The following is an 18,055-nucleotide window of genomic DNA, read 5'->3' as shown; positions in this document are numbered from 1 at the left end:
ATCGAAAAATTGCCATTTCGTAAAAACTTCCATATTACTACTGAATGTAACGATTAATTTAGGTACGCAAAGCTTTGTTACATATTCCCGTAGGATTTAAACACCTCGACATAACTATTCGCGTATTCTTAAGTTTATCGATGATCCAGAGCCGTTAATCTGGATTATTAAAAATCATTCAACAGGAAGGATTTTAACGTGGCTAGTAAAAAACAAATCATTCTACCGGTTGCCGTTCTCGCGGTGGGTATTGCAGCGGCTGTTGCTATGTCTGCAATGAAACAGCCTCCAGAAGAAAAACCAGAGGAAATCACTCATCCACTGGTGCAGGTTCAACCAATTGAAGTTGCACCAGTTCGACTTAACGTCTCCTCGTACGGTGTCGTCGCACCTAAGTATAGTACCGAATTAGTTGCTCAAGTGAGCGGTCAAGTTATTGATCTTGATGAGAAGTTTGTAAAAGGCGGTTTTGTTAAAGAAGGAGATATACTGGCGCGTATCGACCCTAATGACTACGAAGCTGCGCTTATTGAGGCCGAGGCTGCACTGGCACAGGCAAGTTCTGCGCTAGAAATAGAACAAGCTCAAGTGCAAGTTGCCAAAGCTGAGTGGCAACGAATAACCGCCAACGCGAACGAAAAAATCCCATCAGAGCTTTATTTGAGAAAGCCACAGCTTGCAGAGAAGCTAGCACGCTTTAAAGCAGCACAAGCTGCGGTAAAACGTGCCAAGCGCAACTTAGAACGTACTTATATCCGCGCCCCTTACGATGCAATTATTGAGTCTCGTACTGTCAGTCTTGGTAGTGTAGTAAACCCAGGTAATGGCTTTGGTAAACTGAATGCAACTTCTGTCGCAGAAGTTAGACTCCCTGTAGCAGACAAAGAGCTACAATACCTACCTCAACAAGGCGTAGGCGCTGAAGTAATGTTAACCGCCGACGTGGCTGGTCAGTCTATGAGCTGGAAAGGACAAATTGTCCGCAGTGAAGGAGTAATAGATAACAAAAGCCGGATGACATACCTTGTGGCTCAAGTTGAGCAACCCTACAGTCATTTGCTAAAACCACTTAGGTTTGGTGCTTACATTAATGCTGAAATTCAAGGTCTATTAATTGAAAATGCAACACTTATCCCTCACCACTTAGTTAAATCTGGGCGCGTAGCGACGCTCGATGACCAAGATAAACTCAGCTATAAAAAACTTAACATCATCCGTGAATATAACGGTATGGTCGTTGTAGATAATGGCGTTAGCGCCGGTCAACAGCTTATCACCTCAGCCCTAGACTACCCTTCAGAGGGAATGCAGCTACGCATAGATGATGCTGTCATGCAAAGTGCCAACACACAGCTGGCACTTAAAGAGGAGTAAGTGATTATGCAAAGCACAGAAAAAGGCCTAATCGCTTGGTTTGCAAGAAACCCTGTCGCTGCCAACCTACTGATGATTTTTATTATCGTAGGAGGACTGCTCACCGCATTCTCAATTCGCAAGCAGATGTTTCCGCAATACGACAGTAATTGGATTAGTGTCCAAGCTGTATACCCTGGTGCAGCACCTCAAGAAGTCGAAGAAGGTATCACCATAAAAATCGAGGAATCCATGGAAGGACTCGAAGGAATAAAACGACTAATTACTTACTCAAACCGAGGTTACTCTCAAACATGGATAGAAGTGGATGAACAGTACGACACCAAAGAGGTGCTTGATGAAGTAAAAATGCAAGTTGATGCTGTATCAACATTCCCTTCGGGTATGGAGCGCCCTATTGTTCGCCATGACAAAGCAACACAAGAGGTGATGTGGCTATCATTAAATGGCGATCTCACTCCTCATGATCTCAAAGAACTGGGTAATCGTATTCACGAGGAGATGCTATCACTCCCTGGTGTCAACCTAGTGCGCTTTGATGGCGGGCTGGATTACGAAATATCAATAGAGATAAGCCCCGATAAAATGCGTGAATATGGGCTGAGCTTTAGAGCCGTTGCTGACGCCGTTAAAAACTTTTCAGCAAACATGTCCGCAGGACAAATCCGTTCTGAAAATGGTTACATTTCAATGCGCGTCGAAAATCAAGCATACCGTGGTGATGAATTTAGAAAACTCCCCCTGTTGACTCTACCGGATGGCGCGCAAGTCTATTTAGGTGATGTAGCCATCATTAATGATGGTTTTGAAGAAGGTTTACAGTACTCGAAATACAATGGTAAAAATTCTCTTGTGTTTGAGGTGAGTGCCTCTAAAGATCAGGACATTACCAAAGTCGCCTCTGTGATAAAAAATTATTTGGAGGCTAAAAAAGGCGCTTTACCACAAGGTGTTGAACTAGAACCATTTATTGATTTGACCTACTACCTAAATGGCCGCCTAAACATGATGTTAGAGAATATGGCGCTTGGTGGCGTATTGGTTATGTTAATGCTTGCGCTATTCTTACGTGTTCGTCTAGCATTTTGGGTTATGATGGGGCTGCCAGTGAGTTTTTTGGGGGCATTTTTAATGATGCCTATTGGCTTTTTAGACGTCACAATTAACTTAGCCTCACTGTTTGCATTTATCCTCGTGTTAGGAATAGTAGTCGATGACGCCATTGTTGTTGGTGAATCCGCTCACGCAGAAATCGAAAAGCATGGCCATAGCTTAGATAATGTTGTTCGAGGAGTGAAGCGAGTCGCAATTCCTGCAACGTTTGGAGTACTGACAACAGTTGCTGCATTTTTACCACAAACCCTAGCAACAGGACCAACAGCTGCATTTTCTAAAGCCATTGGTGGCGTTATTATTCTTTGTTTGTTGTTTTCTTTGGTTGAATCTAAGCTAGTTTTACCTGCCCACTTAGCAGCAATGAAGGACAAACCTAGCAACCCAAAAAACCCGTTTCATCGGTTAAGAGAAAAGATGGATCGTGGCTTACAAAGTCTTATCGAAAACAGCTATCGACCTTTTATTAACCGCTGTATCCATTACCGTTATACCGTCATTGTTGGATTTTTGGCTGTACTTATTGTCAGTGCAGGAATGTTTGCTGGTGGCTTAGTTAAGTTTGTTGCTAACCCTAAAATTCCACACGACTTTCCAAGAATTTCTATTGATATGAACTTATCGTCATCAGAAACAGCAACTTTGAACTCGATCCAAAAGATAGAACAGATGGTGCTTAGTGTTGATAAAGAAATCGAAGCTGAATATGGGAAAAAGATGATCCGTGATTATATGGTCAATATGAATGGCCGTACCAGTGCTAACATCATGGTTATCTTGGTTGAACCAGAGGCTCGTCCAATCGACACTTTTGCATTGAGCGCTAAGTGGCGTGATGCAATGCCCACGCTGCCTGGAGTGAAGTCGTTAAACATTCAAGACAGTATTATGAATGGTGGACGTGATGACGGCGATATTAGCTTTAGATTAGAAGGTAGAGAAAAGGCTGCACTACAAGAAGTCGCTGCTAAATTAAAAGATAAATTAGCCACCATCGAAGGGGTTGGTGACATTAACGACTCGATGCAATCTGCAACCGATGAAGTGCAGTTAGAGCTTAAGCCACTGGCCTACAGTCTTGGGCTCACTTTGGCGGACGTCGCCTCTCAGGTTAACTTCAGTTACTATGGTCTTGAAGCTCAACGTATCTTACGCGATGGTGAAGAGATTAAAGTGATGATCCGTTATCCAAAAGAACATCGTGATACAATCAGTGACATCCAAGATGTTCGCATCTTAACACCACAAGGCGCTGAAGTTCCGCTAGTGGAAGTCGCTGATGTAAAACTCGTCGATGGTGTTAATCGTATCCGTCGCGAGAATGCCAAACGCACTATCAACGTATGGGCTTCAGTAGATACAGAAGTAGCTCAGCCATTTGAAATTGCTAAACAAATTCGTGATGAATACTTACCTAGTTTACTCAAAAATTACCAAAGTGTACAAAGTGCTGTTGCTGGGCGAGTTCAAGAAGAGATGGATAGTGTTGCCGAGCAAATTCGCGATTTTGCGCTCTCGTTGATGATCATCTTTGCCTTACTCGCAATACCACTGCGCTCTTACTCACAACCACTTATTATCATGTCGGTTATCCCATTTGGAGTAGTTGGCGCAGTATTTGGTCATATGGTTTTAGGGATGACCATGAGTAGCCTATCTTTCTTTGGGATCATCGCAGTTGCTGGTGTCGTGGTGAATGACTCCCTCGTTATGGTCGATTTCGTCAATAAAGCACGCGATGCAGGAACTAGCTTGAAAGATGCAGCGGTTGAAGCCGGCTGCAAACGCTTTAGAGCGATTCTCTTAACGTCGCTTACCACGTTTATCGGTTTGGTACCTATCATTATGGAGACTAGTTTACAGGCTAAGATAGTGATCCCGATGGCTGTTTCGCTGGCCTTTGGTGTACTCTTCGCCACAGTGATCACATTGGTGCTTATTCCATGTCAGTATGTTGCGCTGGAGGATATTAAACGCCTTGGTCGCAAGTGGCTCAAAAAAGACGGGCATGAGCAATCAAAGGTAACAACTGAGTTGAAATCTAACACCAATTAAATTCTGAGCATTTCGTTTGGATTGGGGTGAACTACCCCTCTTCGAATTTTAGTTCTAAAAATACATTTACATTACTAGCCCACCAAAAAGCTCGGAAACTTTTCCGAGCTTTTTATCGTTTGTAAAATGCGTTCTGCAAAGTATGAGTTTGTTAGCTAATTATCCGAGTCTCAGGTTAAGTAAATAATCTATTTTGAGGCAAAAAAATTGCTTTTTAGTTGTTCTAAATAAGAAATTATTAACACACCTCATGCCAGATTTACTCCTTTAAAATTAAGGAGGTATTAAAAATTAATTGGTATTAACTCACTTCTATGCTTTTACTGACGATAGTGAGCAAAGAAGCGCTTTATTCGCTCCATTGAAGGCACTAAATCGTCTTTATGTGGTAAGAACACCAGTCTAAAATGATCCGCTGTTGGCCAATTAAAAGCTCGTCCATGAACCAGCAAGATTTTTTCTTCTTTTAGTAAATCCAGCACCATACGTTCATCATTTTTAATATTAAAGCGCTGCATGTCTACCTTAGGAAAAGCATACAGTGCGCCTTTGGGCTTCACGCAGCTTATCCCTTCAATGTCATTCAGGCCATTGAACGCAATATCACGCTGTTCATACAATCGCCCCCCGGGTTCTACAAGCTGATCGATAGACTGGATCCCACCTAGCGCCTGCTGAATTGCAAACTGCGCAGGCACATTTGCACAAAGCCGCATGGAGGCCAACATTTCAAGTCCGGTGGTGAGATCTTGCATAACCGAAAGTTTCCCACTTAATACCATCCACCCCATGCGGATCCCCGCAGCTCTATATGTTTTGGCAAGACCATTAAACGTGATCACTGGAATATCGTCACATAAACTAGCTATCGAAAAGTGCTCGGCATTGTCATAAAGAATTTTTTCGTATATTTCATCACTTAGCAGTAAAAGCTTGTGCTCTCTGGCGATATTAATGAGAGATTCAAGAAGCGCCTTATCGTAAACTGCACCTGTGGGATTGTTTGGATTAATAAGGACAAGTGCTTTTGTTTTACTTGTGATTTTACTTTTTATATCTTCAATATCCGGAAACCAATCTTGTTGCTCATCACAAAGGTAGTGAACCGGTTCACCTCCTGATAACTTCACTGCAGCTGTCCAAAGTGGATAGTCTGGTGCAGGAATTAACACTTCATCTGCATCATTAAGTAACGCTTGTGCCGTCATTTGAATTAGCTCACTAACACCGTTACCAATAAAAATATTATCGACGCTTATATTCGGGAAGCTTTTTTGTTGATAATACTGATAGACAGCCACTCTGGCAGAATATAACCCCTTCGAGTCGCAGTATCCTTGTGCCGAGTAAAGGTTCTTTATAATGTCTCGGTGCATATCCTCTGGCATATCAAAGCCAAACGCAGCAGGGTTACCAATATTTAGCTTGAGCACTTTCATGCCCTCATCTTCCATCTTTTTTGCCTGCTCTAAAACTGGGCCACGAATGTCGTAACTTACCCCATTTAATTTATTACTTTTTGTTATTTGTAGCATTTATTCCCCCCTCAATTTGCTCAAGCATATATCACAATGCTGTATTAATGCTACGCTGGTAATCACTTTTTGTGCGGTAAAAATTACTACAAGATACGGAGTATTAGACAAGTACTGACTGACGACAATGACCAAAGCTGAGCACTATGTTGTTTCAACCTCAGCAAGCAATATTTAGGATGTAATGGTAATAATCTGACTTTGCGTTGAACGATACCATACGTGGCATTAGTGCTCTGTCGATTTTTAAGCGAAAAATATAACTAGACACGTTGTTTAGAACGACGCGGGATGAACATTCTGACCCAAAAAGGAAAAAGAGGTCGTATTACCGACCTATACCCCGTTTAGCTATGTTTTGACACTCAACCATTGCTCTAGCTTAGATTTTGAACCTACAACTTGGGAAGATAACTCTTGGATCGCATTGTCAACAACGCCCTGATCGTTTTGTATTAGTGCATGTTCTAAGGTTTTTGCTAGGTCGCTCAAGCTAGACGCCCCAAATTGAGCTGCGTTAGATTTTAAGCTATGAGCATGACGAATAGCAGCCTCTTGGTCGTGATTCAAACTTAACATTAATTCCGATGCCAAACGCTCAAATTCCGAACAACAAAAATGAACGGTGTCTTCAAACTGCTCCCCTAGCAACATTTGCATGTTTTCTAAGGCGCTTTCATCTATTACGATGCTCATAATTTTCCTTAAATTTTATATGCTATTACTTATGCTAGCCAAATCTAGTTTCTTGTGCAAAGTAAATACGCAATAGATATGGTAAAATATGCCATCTTTTTTAAAACTTTTTGTCTTTATGAAGCGTAATACTTGTCCTGTTTGTGCCTTTCCCCTTCAAACCTGTGTTTGTTCATATATCAGCGAATTAATAGATAACTCAATTGAAGTGGTTGTTATGCAGCATCCGAGCGAGGCAAAAGTAGCAAAAAACACCGCAAAGTTACTCGCTTTGCAATTACGTAACATACAAATAGTGGTTGGAGAAAATGAACGAGACTTCGATAATCTAAAAGCATATTGCGAACAAAAACACGTCGCGCTGCTTTACCCTAATGACCAAGCTCAATCGCTGGTTCAACAACGCGATGAATACGCTAACTTACATGCTGTTATTGTCCTTGATGGAACCTGGAAAAAAGCGACCAAACTTTATCAATTAAATCCATGGCTACACCATTTGCCAAGTCTCAAATTTGATACGGTTGATGCCAGCGAATACACCATCAGAAAATCAAAGCATAAGTACAGTTTATCAACTTTGGAGGCTACAGCGCATTTTCTTAACCTCATTGACTCCTGTAATGTGGATGCACTTTATACATTACAAAAAGGCATGGTCGAAGAGCAGATGAAATTAATGCCTGTCGACGTAAAAGCGAGATATTGAATTACCGATGAACCAGATCACAAAACGCTCAAGATTGCACCAAGGATATGGTCGTAATGGTCCAGATTATCGCTTTGGCGATCAGGTCGACTTTAGCGAAATAAAGCTGACTTTCGGATTCAAAACCATGACTATTGGCAGCTGGGTAACGCCTGAGGAGTCACGCTTATCTGCAAACTTGATTTATGATTCCCTTGCCGATCTAGCACAAATTCTTGGGGTTCCACCTACAGTAATAGGGCTAAGAGGAACCTTGAACTTTGCCTTTGGAACAGGCGGAAGACCAGGAGTACAAGCACATTACGCCCCAACAGCCAGAACACTTGCACTCGCAAAAAACGCCGGTGGTGGTGCACTTGCCCATGAGTGGTGGCACGCTTTTGACCACTATATTTGTCAACATTTGATCAAACAGCCAACACAGGCTTTTGCATCTTCAGCATGGCTTTTATCCACAAATACAATCGCTCACCCTCTCAATAATATCTTATCTGATTTTTATGCTGCCGTGCTACTGACTGAGAACAAAGCGCAGCCAAATGAGTATTTTCATGTCGCTAAGCTTGCTGATAAAGCAAATAAACAAGTCTACTACGCGCTGCCAGAAGAACTCACTGCACGAATGTTTGAAGCGGTTATTGCCTATCATGACGACATTGAAAACTTATTTCTCGCAGGAGGCATAAAAGGCTCTGAGCAAGAGAAATTGGGGATCTACCCACTCCAAAGACACAGAACGCACTGTGCAAAGATAATTCATCGCTACTTTAGCGAATTAGGAACGATTTTATATCAGAAGCAGAGTTAACTTTTTCCAGCCAACTTAAAAACTCATTAAACGGTAACGGCCGAGAAATAAAATAACCTTGAGCGTAGTCACAGCCATAAGCCTGCAAGCGAATATAGCTATTGATATCTTCGACACCTTCAGCCACCACTTTTGACCCCAAACTATGTGCCATATCACACGTTGCTTTACAGATAGTTTGATTGCTTTTTGAGGTTTCTATATCCATTACAAAGCTTTTATCGATTTTTAATTCATCAAAACCCAATTTACTCAAGTAAGCAAGCGATGAGTATCCTGTGCCAAAATCATCTATCGCAACTTTGACTCCTATCGAACGATAATCATCAAGCATACCTTTAAGCTCAGTTTCATTACCAATCGTCACAGACTCTGTAATTTCAATCATTATTTGAGACGGTGCAAGTGATAACTCATTGATAAGCGTGATGAGCTGCACTGATAATTCTCGGCGGCTAAGATCTCGTCCCGAGACATTTATAGAAATTACATGCTCAGGAATTTGCTTCGTGATCTGAGCTTGGTATTTTAACGCCTGCTCCACCACCCATTCGGTGATCTCGTAGATTTGGCCGGATGACTCAGCAATCGGTATAAACTCATCGGGTGGTATATAGCCAAGATCAGGTTGCAACCACCTAATTAACACTTCAGAGCCAAACACTCTTCCTGTTTTAAGGTCAACTTGAGGCTGGAAAAATAAGCTAAACTGTTCTTGTTCTATTGCACTTTTTAAAAAAGAGGTCAATTTTAATTGACGCTCACTAGACATTGAACTTTCAACGTCAAACAAGTGCCATCGTTGGCCATTGTGCGTTTTGGTATTTAGCGCCTGCAAGGCGCGTTGTACCAGCTTTTCAGTTGTTTTGGCGTGCATTGGATAATTTGCTACACCCACATCCAAGCTATCGACAATTTTGGTATCTTTATACCACACCCCTTCCTCAAAAACGGATGATAAAATACAAACATACTGTTCAACTTGACTGACTTCAATTTTACCATCAAGCACTATCGCGAAGACTTGGTCTTCCAGTCGGTAAATATGTGTATCTCCTTTATTTGCAACAGCTGCACTACCATACGTATTAATTTGCTCATGCACTTCTTTAAAGAGTTTACTAATATGTTGATTCGCAAACGTCAGACCAAAATTCAGTCGAATAGATGGTAATATTAACGGTTTAAAAAGCAATAACGTATGGGGCTTATTCTGCTCTTCAAGTTTTGCAAGAGCACCGAAAAGAGCGAACTTATTAGGAAGTGCTGTTTCTTTATCAAATTGTGCATAATGGATATAAATGCGTCTTTTTTCAGCATCATGCCAAATTACAAACAAAAGCAGCAGTATCAAGTGTAAAGCAATTAGACTGTCATTCACTATCGACACATGCTCTGTGGTACTGTTGATACTCTGACTTGCCGCAAACCCTATTAATACAGCCACTATAGGAGACCAAATCGCCACACAAAAATACACTTCTTTTGCATTGCTTTTATCTTGACTAGCTAAAATAATGGCGCTCAAAACGATTGCCACAATAACCATTGTTGACTGCATCGCAAACGGTAAATCAACGTTGGCAACGGCAGCAGCAATCCCAATCAAAATATATACTCCAGCTATCAACTTGATTCCTGATTTGAACTTTCTAGCTAGCCGATTTTGCGTCAGAAAATAATGAAAAAACAGGAGACAAAATCCAAGTGAGAAGCACATGAAACTATCACTAAAGTGCATAAAATTAGCACTATTTTGATAGCTTACCACAACGTCAGTGAGTCCTTTATGAGCAACATATAATAGTGCCAAAGATAACAGATACCCACCGACAGCGAGCAAACTGGTGCGCTTTGAAATTATTCCTGTACTCAACATAAAAATACTGATCAGGCACATTACTCCAAAAAACACTCCCATGAAAAACAGCCGTACATTGGTCGTTTTCACGTAGTTGCTGTAAGGTATAATCTCGACCTCTGAGGTAGAAACATAAGGTGAACTTATTTTGGCGAATACAGCACGGCTGGACGTGTTCGGCTCAAAGATAAAATGAGGGGAAAGATTGGGTAGCGAGGCCGAATTATTAAGCTCACTTACAGGATATAAACTATCATCTGTCGCCATCAAGTAAAACTCTACACCACCAAGCGAAGGTCGCTCAATAGACACCACTACTTTGCTGTTTAGCATCGATTCGGGAACTTGAACACGAAGCCAAACGTCAACCCCCTTGGGTATTGACACAGTACCCTTTGATGCTGTGAACGTAGCGTCTGAGAAAGCGCCGTAACCCACTGATATTTCGGGATTTCCATCTATTGCTTTTAGCGTGTACTGGTTAAGCGTTACAGATGCAGCTGTAAACACACAATATATAGTAGCGAGCATCAGTGCGGCATATCTAGCTACGCTAAGCCACATACTTTTTCTCCTTGCTTCACTTTTATACCGAGTTACGTATTTAACCGGAGGTTTGGATAAGGAATGCGTCAGCTCGAATGAGTCAACTCATTGTTTTTGAGACCACATTAAACTACGCTCTTATCTAGCCAGACAGTTTTAGGGACAACAAGGCGAATTTACGAACCAATAGCTGGCTATTGGGAGTCAATTCAACGCAGTTAGCGCTAAAACCGGCAGCTAGAACGACATTAATTATCCGAAGCTCAGGTTGTTTTCTAATCGTTTTGCTGTTCACCATGACGGTGACTACTAACATAAGTATGGTGAGGTTCAGAGTAAATGCAAAAATATTATTGAATTTAAATCGTTATGGAGAGGTTTGAGAGACAGTCTAAGATTAATGTAACTACACAGCTTATCAGCCGGGTATAATTTTATCGCCCTTTCCTTGCACCTTATTTGAGGGCCGTGTTGAGCCTATCATAAGTGCGGGCTGTCGTGTAGCGTTCGCTTAAAATATCCTCGTTGTCTGAAATGTCAGTGTGGTGAAAAACATTTAATACCGACTGTGCAGATAGAGTGATGGCATTGACTGGCTATCAAAGAATAATTGCGTATAGTTAATGGCAGTCATTGATAGCCAGAAAATTTGATAATAACCGAGCTCACGTGAGCTGCGAGTAAGTATTAATTACCAGCAGCTCAAGTTAATTATTTATCATCACTGATGCGAGACGCAACGGCGCTATTTTGATCTTTATACTTTGCGTCTTTACGTTCATTGTATGGAAACTCAGCGGCGCAGGTCATAGTTTCAAAACTCATCGCACCGATTTTCATGTTTGGTCGAAGTGCCAAAGGCAACTTGCCTGAATTGTAGAACTCTAGAACAATATTGCCTGACCAACCGGGGTCAATACGATGCGCGGTAACGTGAACCATTAAACCTAGCCGTGCCAAAGACGAACGGCCATCAAGCCAGCCAACGAGATCAGCAGGTAGCGTTACTTTTTCAAACGTCATCGCCAGCGCAAGCTCCCCAGGATGCAAGAAAAAAGCTTGACCATCTTCTAACACAATTTCATCACTCATGATTGACTCCATCGCGGCATTGATCTGATCTTTTGGGCCACTGAGATCTACATAAGGTGCGGCATGATCTTGGAATACTCTAAACTTGTTACCAAGTCTCAAATCTACCGTTACCCCTGAAATCATATCTGGTTCAGGCGTAGGCTCTATAACTATACGCTTTTGTTCTATCGCTTCTCGAATGTGGGTATCCGATAATCTCATTCTTAATCTTCCGTCATCACAATCTCAACACCCGACGTTGAGTTTGATTGATAATATAACATACTGGCAACCAGTTGGGCACAATCAACATAATGATCGGCTATATCATGATTATCCGTTTCGTTTTGTTGGTTTGCCTGATGAGTCAAAGCAACAATATCTTTACCTTGTTCTGTCGCTACTCTGATTTGGTCATTAAGCGGCACTTCCGCGAGTAAAGGTACACCATATCGACTTGCCAATGCAGTACCACCTGAGTGACCAAAAATTTGGTTGCGGCTGCCACACTGCTCACAATTGAAGTAACTCATATTTTCAACCAGTCCTAAAATAGGCAACTGCACCTTTTCAAACATCGCGATACCCTTTTGCGCATCCGCCAGCGCCAGCGTCTGAGGGGTAGTGACGATCACAGCGCCACTGGCTGGCACTTTTTGCGTCATTGTAAGCTGAATATCCCCGGTGCCAGGCGGCATGTCTACAATCAGATAATCCAGCTCGCCCCACTCTGTTTCATTTAGCAATTGGGTAAGTGCTTGAGAAGCCATTGGACCTCGCCAAACTGTGGCATTTTCTGCTGGAACCAAAAAGCCGATAGACATGGCTTTAATTCCCGCCTTTTCAATTGGTAGTAAGGTTTTATCATCTTTTGCCTGAGGTTTTTCGTCCTCAAGAGCCAGCAAACTTGGTAATGAGGGCCCGTAAATATCGGCATCTAAAACACCCACTTTTGCGCCTTGAGCACGCAGTGCGTAGGCTAGATTAATCGCCGTCGTTGACTTACCCACCCCGCCCTTGCCTGAGGCAACAAGAATAATATGTTTAATGGCTTTAAATTTTGGTCGACCGACAACAATAACGTCAGATATCACCTCAACAGGCTTATTTAGATGTTGCTTCAAGTAGCTAGATATTTCTTGATCACATTGAATAGCAAACGGGAAGTTAATATGTACTTGAATTTGCTTGTTTGACTCTTGTACTTTAATCACCCAATTCGCATCAATTCCCACTGGTAATGCAGCACTGCGATAGCCACTTAAAAGCTCAATTACTGCTTGTTTGGTATTTTTTCCTCTGGCAAACCATTTTTCCAGTCCAAACATACAAATTAAACTCCTCTGGGTGATGAAAATAGCCTCGGAATTATGTAACATTCAACACATTAAAACCAGTCAATTCGCGGTTCATGGTCTGAACAAAGGTAAGTCACCTCACGCACTTGTGCATTCGAGCGCCAATAAGGTGAAAAGTAAGCCAATTCAGCACCATCACTTAAAAAGATCGCGCTAAATTCATGGAATCGTTATGACGAAGAGAAAAATTCTCATTACCAGTGCATTACCATATGCAAATGGCCCAACACACTTAGGCCATTTGCTTGAATATATTCAAACCGATATTTGGTCTCGCTTCCAAAAGCTACAAGGCCATGAAGCTTACTATGTCTGTGCAGATGATGCGCACGGCACGCCAATCATGCTAAATGCACAGAAGCAAGGTATTACGCCAGAAGAAATGGTTCAGCAGGTAAGCATTGAGCGTCAACGTGACTTTGCCGATTTTAATATCGAGTTTGATAACTACCACAGCACACACAGCGATGAAAACCGTGAACTAAGTGAACTTATTTACACTCGTTTAGACGAAAAAGGTTATATTAAAAAGCGTACAATTTCGCAGCTCTTCGACCCTGAAAAAAGTATATTTCTACCAGATCGCTTTGTTACTGGTACTTGCCCTACCTGTAAGTCTGAAGATCAAAATGGCGACAGCTGTGATGCCTGTGGTGCAACCTATAGCCCGACAGAATTAATTGAGCCAAAATCTGTGATGTCTGGTGCGACGCCAATTTTGAAAGATTCAGAGCATTATTTCTTTGACTTGCCAGCGTTTGAAGACATGTTAAAAACATGGCTGCGTTCAGGTAGTTTACAATCTGAAATGGCAAACAAGCTAGACGAATGGTTTGCAGATGGCCTACAGCAGTGGGACATCAGCCGTGATGCACCGTATTTTGGTTTTGAAATACCTGGTGCCCCTGGCAAGTATTTCTATGTGTGGTTGGATGCGCCAATCGGTTACATGGCAAGCTTTAAAAACCTATGTCAAAAACAGGGCTTGAACTTTGATGAGTTTTGGGGTGAAGGCTCTGATGCTGAGCTATATCACTTTATCGGTAAAGACATCATCTACTTCCACAGCCTATTTTGGCCAGCAATGCTAGATGGTGCTAATTTCCGCAAACCAAATAATGTTTTTGCTCACGGCTTTGTCACCGTAAATGGCGCTAAAATGTCTAAGTCTAAGGGGACTTTTGTAAAAGCTCGCACCTACCTTGAGCACTTAGAGCCTGAATATTTACGTTATTATTACGCTGCTAAACTAAACAGTGGTGTTACTGATTTAGACCTAAACCTAGAAGATTTCGCGGCACGCGTGAACTCAGACTTAGTGGGCAAAGTGGTAAACATAGCAAGTCGCTGTGCAGGCTTTATCACCAAAAAGTTTGGTGGCAAACTAAGCGATACTGTCATGGACGAAGCGCTACTAAATAGCTTTGTTGCTGCAAAGGATTCAATTGCGACACACTTTGAAAACCGCGAATACAGCCGCGCTGTACGTGAGATCATGACTCTTGCTGACAAAGCAAACCAGTTTATTGACGCCGAAGCGCCTTGGGTGCTTGCAAAGAATGAAGACACTCTTGAGCGTGCACACCATGTTTGCTCCATGGGTCTTAACCTATTCCGCGTACTGCTTACCTACTTAAAACCTATCCTTCCAGGTATGGCGAAAAATGTAGAAGCTTTCTTAAACACTGAGCTTACTTGGGAGAGCATTGACAGCGCCCTTGTTAATCACGAAATCAATAAGTTTAAAGCGCTAATGCAACGCGTTGAACTTGATAAAGTCAATGCCATGATTGAGTCTTCTAAAGAAAGCCTCGAAAAGAAAGTAGGTGGTCAGTCTGTTGAAGCCGATCCAAATAGTCCGCTTGCCAAAGAGCCAATCGCAGCAGAAATCGAATTTGATGATTTTGCTAAAGTTGACCTGCGTGTCGCGAAAATTGCAAACGCAGAACATGTTGAAGGTGCAGATAAGCTACTTAGGTTAACCCTTGATTTAGGTGGCGAAACACGTCAAGTGTTTGCGGGTATTAAATCAGCGTATTCACCTGAAGATCTTATCGGCAAGTTAACCGTAATGGTTGCCAACCTCAAGCCTCGTAAGATGCGTTTTGGTATGTCAGAAGGCATGGTGCTAGCGGCAGGTCCTGGTGGTAAAGAGATTTATATCTTGAATCCAGACGAAGGCTCACAGCCTGGTATGCGGGTGATGTAATCACCGTATTACTTATATACAAATAAAGGCTTCTATTTAGAAGCCTTTATTTTTGCTGATACCAGATCTCAGTACCAAATTTTATTATCGAAAATTAGCCAAACCGCGACAAGATACAAACACCCACCGTAAAATCGTTCCAAGTATTTATTATAAACAGGGTTGTTCGATACTCGCGCCAACAAGTCACCTGCTTTAATCCAGACCAAATGTACTGAAATATTGAGTACCGCGAGCCATAACACCAGAATTAAATTTCCCGCAGCGCCGAAGGCATCATTCGCTTGCTCGCTAAAAAGCGTAAACATAATCAAAACTAATACCCACCCTTTGCTGTTCAATACTTGCAGTAATACTCCATCCATAAAACCTAGTGTTTTGTTATCACTTGCTGAAATGTTCGTAGATGCGCCAAAAAATTTCGTCGCCATATAGATAAGGTAAATAGACCCCATCAGTTGCAGAAAATTCAAAGCCATCGGGTGAGACTCAATCACTTTACCAAGGCCATACCCTACCAAGAGCGACTTGAGGACGTACACTATGTCAACGCCAGCTAAGAGTCCTAATGAACGTCTCACTCCGACATTGGCACCTGATGCAGCAAATACAATATTTGCAGGACCTGGACTAAAAATTAACGGGAACATGGCACTAAACCAAATGATAAACAAACTCATTGTCAAAACTTCTCCTTTGTGAAAGCACACAAAGTACAAAAATCGAAATGTTTGGTCTTGTACAAAATTGAAAATACGCCTGAAGTGTAGATATCAGCACTTGTAATTAGATGGTGATACCCCGTATGCCCGCTTAAAATTGCGATTAAAATGGCTTTGATCATAAAATCCACAGAATAGCGCGGTATCAACACAAGTCATGCCTTTGGCAAGCAAACTCTTGGCTTTTTGTATTTTGATCTGTAAGAGGAATTGATGCGGGGTCAGGCCAAATGTTGAGTTAAAACTTTTGATTAACTGGAATCGAGTACTGTTCGTTAACCCCTCTAACTCATCGAGTGAAATATTTTCCTGCCAGTTGTCAAAAAGATAGTCTCTTGCACGAAACACATTATGCGTATCAATAAAAGTGGTGCGTTCAGGGTTGTTTACTTCACCGTACTGGGTAAACACCTGTTCTAAGGTTATCAATAACAATGATTCTTTCGTCAACGTGAAGCTCGTTTGCTCCATCGCTTGATGAAGCTGTAACAAGCCTAAAAACAGACGTTTATCATCAATAATGGTGCGATTAACGACAGGCTCCAAGTGCACGCTCATTTTGTCAAAAACTTGCTGTAAAAATGCGAGATCAAAATAAAACATCCGATAACGCCACCCACTTGGCACACCGGGGAACCCGGTATGCACCTCAGCGGGGTTGATTGCCACAATGTGATGTTTAGGCACTATCAACTTTTGCCCGCCATAGAGAATACCTTCAGCGCCGTCTTCTATCACACCGATGGCCAATTCATCATGCCAATGTTTGGCAAACTCAAACTTGGTATACTGCGCTGATAAGAGCTCAACCCCTACAACAGACTTGTCTTTCCAAATTTTAGACTTTTCCACGTCCCCCCACCTGGTTTATCTTGTTCAGTAACCCTGCACTAGTCTACTTCTCGCTAACGATAACTTTCCCAGCTAACCCTAGTAGCAACATGCCCGAAACGCCTTCAAGAGCACGAGAATAGCGTGTTGCATTAGGTCGATTAAACAACCAGCTGCCAGCAACTGCATACGCTAAGTTACAAACCGTAGCCAAAACACTAAATAGTATCCCTAGTATTAAAATTTGTAGCGACGTTGATGGTGCTGCAAGATCCACAAATTGCGGTAAAAAAGACAAAAAGAACAAGGCTACCTTAGGATTCAGTACACTGACTAAAATACCTTGTATAAAAACATTACCAGTTTGAGTTTCTGGTTTTTTCGGCTGTAGCAGGCTGTCGCCACGCCACATTGACCGTATTGATTGAACGCCTAAATAAACTAAATAGGCCGCGCCAAGCCATTTCACCACGCTAAATGCAAAAGCCGAACTCAGAATAATTGCCGACAATCCTAAACAAGCAGCGATGGTATGAACAAAATAGCCTGTACCTAAACCAAGTGCAGCCTGCATTCCTGCCGATATTTTGCCTTTCATGGTGTTAGATACAATATAAATAACATCAGGCCCGGGGATCAGGTTAATTGCTAAGCAAGCAATAGCGAATAACGCGAGAGAGTGTAGCTCCATAAAAATTTCCTTTTACATAGTGGTTTTTTTAAAATTTAAGTGCCCGAGTCATATTTTTATCAATTTTATGTTTCGGTTGCTAGTGCTAAGCTATCTGCGCCAGCGTTCGCAGTCTCCGATTTCGTTCTTACGTATGCTTTCTATTGAGTTTAAAGGAATATATTTTTGCACGCTCAACACCTCCGAGGCAATTCCTCTAGTCGGTATATTTTCAAATATTTGTCAGTAAAACTTGCGTATAGGTAAACCTCTTTATAATCACCTAAGTTGTAATTCTCTGTAATAGTCAATCGCAGAAAACTAGACTACATTCTCCTTAGCTCGCGCTATCACCCACTCTTATTAACAGGGGCGGAGCATACTTTGATTACTTATAAACCAAAGAATACCTGTGCCCTAAATTTGTCGTTCCAGCCAGCGGTTTTCAATTTGCTGCGTTGACTCGGTAAGCCGCATTCACACTGCTTGAGCAT

General features: G+C 41.9%; 13 protein-coding genes. 5 read left to right on the top strand and 8 right to left on the bottom strand.

Annotated features, from left to right (window positions below; all coding sequences use genetic code 11):
- The first annotated feature begins 198 nt into the window (after positions 1–198).
- On the top strand, positions 199–1,374 hold the full coding sequence (locus F9Y84_RS05375) for an efflux RND transporter periplasmic adaptor subunit (protein ID WP_147390686.1): 1,176 nt from the start codon (positions 199–201) through the stop codon (positions 1,372–1,374).
- A gap of 6 nt (positions 1,375–1,380) precedes the next feature.
- Complete coding sequence (locus F9Y84_RS05370) at positions 1,381–4,542, top strand: efflux RND transporter permease subunit (RefSeq protein ID WP_167508291.1); 3,162 nt, start codon at positions 1,381–1,383, stop codon at positions 4,540–4,542.
- Positions 4,543–4,862: 320 nt separating this feature from the next.
- Here the strand turns inward: F9Y84_RS05370 and F9Y84_RS05365 are convergent, their stop codons facing one another.
- Positions 4,863–6,077 (bottom strand): pyridoxal phosphate-dependent aminotransferase, encoded by a 1,215-nt coding sequence (locus F9Y84_RS05365; RefSeq protein ID WP_125252679.1) that lies wholly within the window; start codon positions 6,075–6,077, stop codon positions 4,863–4,865.
- A gap of 351 nt (positions 6,078–6,428) precedes the next feature.
- Positions 6,429–6,773 carry an Hpt domain-containing protein gene (locus F9Y84_RS05360; RefSeq protein WP_125252678.1) on the bottom strand — a complete coding sequence of 115 codons (345 nt, stop codon included), beginning with the start codon at positions 6,771–6,773 and terminating at the stop codon, positions 6,429–6,431.
- 88 nt (positions 6,774–6,861) lie between these two features.
- Between F9Y84_RS05360 and F9Y84_RS05355 the strand changes: the two genes are divergently transcribed.
- Both F9Y84_RS05355 and F9Y84_RS05350 read left to right on the top strand, forming a co-directional pair.
- Positions 6,862–7,482 (top strand): tRNA-uridine aminocarboxypropyltransferase, encoded by a 621-nt coding sequence (locus tag F9Y84_RS05355; RefSeq protein ID WP_247652029.1) that lies wholly within the window; start codon positions 6,862–6,864, stop codon positions 7,480–7,482.
- Between the two features lie 7 nt (positions 7,483–7,489).
- A complete protein-coding gene (locus F9Y84_RS05350) occupies positions 7,490–8,290 on the top strand; it encodes a CLCA_X family protein (RefSeq protein WP_147390688.1) in 801 nt (266 codons plus the stop codon).
- Here F9Y84_RS05350 and F9Y84_RS05345 read toward each other — a convergent pair.
- From F9Y84_RS05345 to apbC, 3 genes are all read right to left on the bottom strand, one after another.
- Positions 8,250–10,715 carry an EAL domain-containing protein gene (locus F9Y84_RS05345; RefSeq protein ID WP_147390689.1) on the bottom strand — a complete coding sequence of 822 codons (2,466 nt, stop codon included), beginning with the start codon at positions 10,713–10,715 and terminating at the stop codon, positions 8,250–8,252. The two genes, F9Y84_RS05350 and F9Y84_RS05345, sit on opposite strands and share 41 nt — an antisense overlap.
- Positions 10,716–11,408: 693 nt before the next feature.
- On the bottom strand, positions 11,409–11,993 hold the full coding sequence (gene dcd, locus F9Y84_RS05340) for a dCTP deaminase (RefSeq protein ID WP_147390691.1): 585 nt from the start codon (positions 11,991–11,993) through the stop codon (positions 11,409–11,411).
- A gap of 2 nt (positions 11,994–11,995) precedes the next feature.
- Positions 11,996–13,099, bottom strand: a complete 1,104-nt coding sequence (gene apbC, locus F9Y84_RS05335; protein ID WP_147390692.1) for an iron-sulfur cluster carrier protein ApbC — start codon at positions 13,097–13,099, stop codon at positions 11,996–11,998.
- Between the two features lie 202 nt (positions 13,100–13,301).
- Here apbC and metG point away from each other — a divergent pair, with 202 nt between their 5' ends.
- Positions 13,302–15,338, top strand: coding sequence for a methionine--tRNA ligase (gene metG, locus F9Y84_RS05330; protein ID WP_147390693.1), 2,037 nt, complete (start codon positions 13,302–13,304; stop codon positions 15,336–15,338).
- A gap of 68 nt (positions 15,339–15,406) precedes the next feature.
- On the opposite strand, the gene F9Y84_RS05325 is transcribed toward metG, so the two are convergent.
- The 3 genes from F9Y84_RS05325 to F9Y84_RS05315 all read right to left on the bottom strand — a co-directional run bounded on the left by F9Y84_RS05325 (position 15,407) and on the right by F9Y84_RS05315 (position 17,582).
- Positions 15,407–16,018: a LysE family translocator gene (locus F9Y84_RS05325; RefSeq protein ID WP_147390694.1), complete on the bottom strand. Its 612-nt coding sequence runs from the start codon at positions 16,016–16,018 to the stop codon at positions 15,407–15,409.
- Between the two features lie 93 nt (positions 16,019–16,111).
- Positions 16,112–16,912 (bottom strand): helix-turn-helix transcriptional regulator, encoded by an 801-nt coding sequence (locus tag F9Y84_RS22520; RefSeq protein ID WP_128732195.1) that lies wholly within the window; start codon positions 16,910–16,912, stop codon positions 16,112–16,114.
- Positions 16,913–16,955: 43 nt separating this feature from the next.
- Positions 16,956–17,582, bottom strand: coding sequence for a LysE family translocator (locus F9Y84_RS05315; protein ID WP_128732196.1), 627 nt, complete (start codon positions 17,580–17,582; stop codon positions 16,956–16,958).
- Positions 17,583–18,055 lie beyond the last annotated feature (473 nt).

Source organism: Pseudoalteromonas peptidolytica (genome assembly GCF_012641745.1).
In the GTDB taxonomy this organism is placed as follows: Bacteria; Pseudomonadota; Gammaproteobacteria; order Enterobacterales; family Alteromonadaceae; genus Pseudoalteromonas; species Pseudoalteromonas peptidolytica.
The sequence above is the reverse complement of the archived record's forward strand: the minus strand, read 5'-3'. Positions and strand labels throughout refer to the sequence as shown.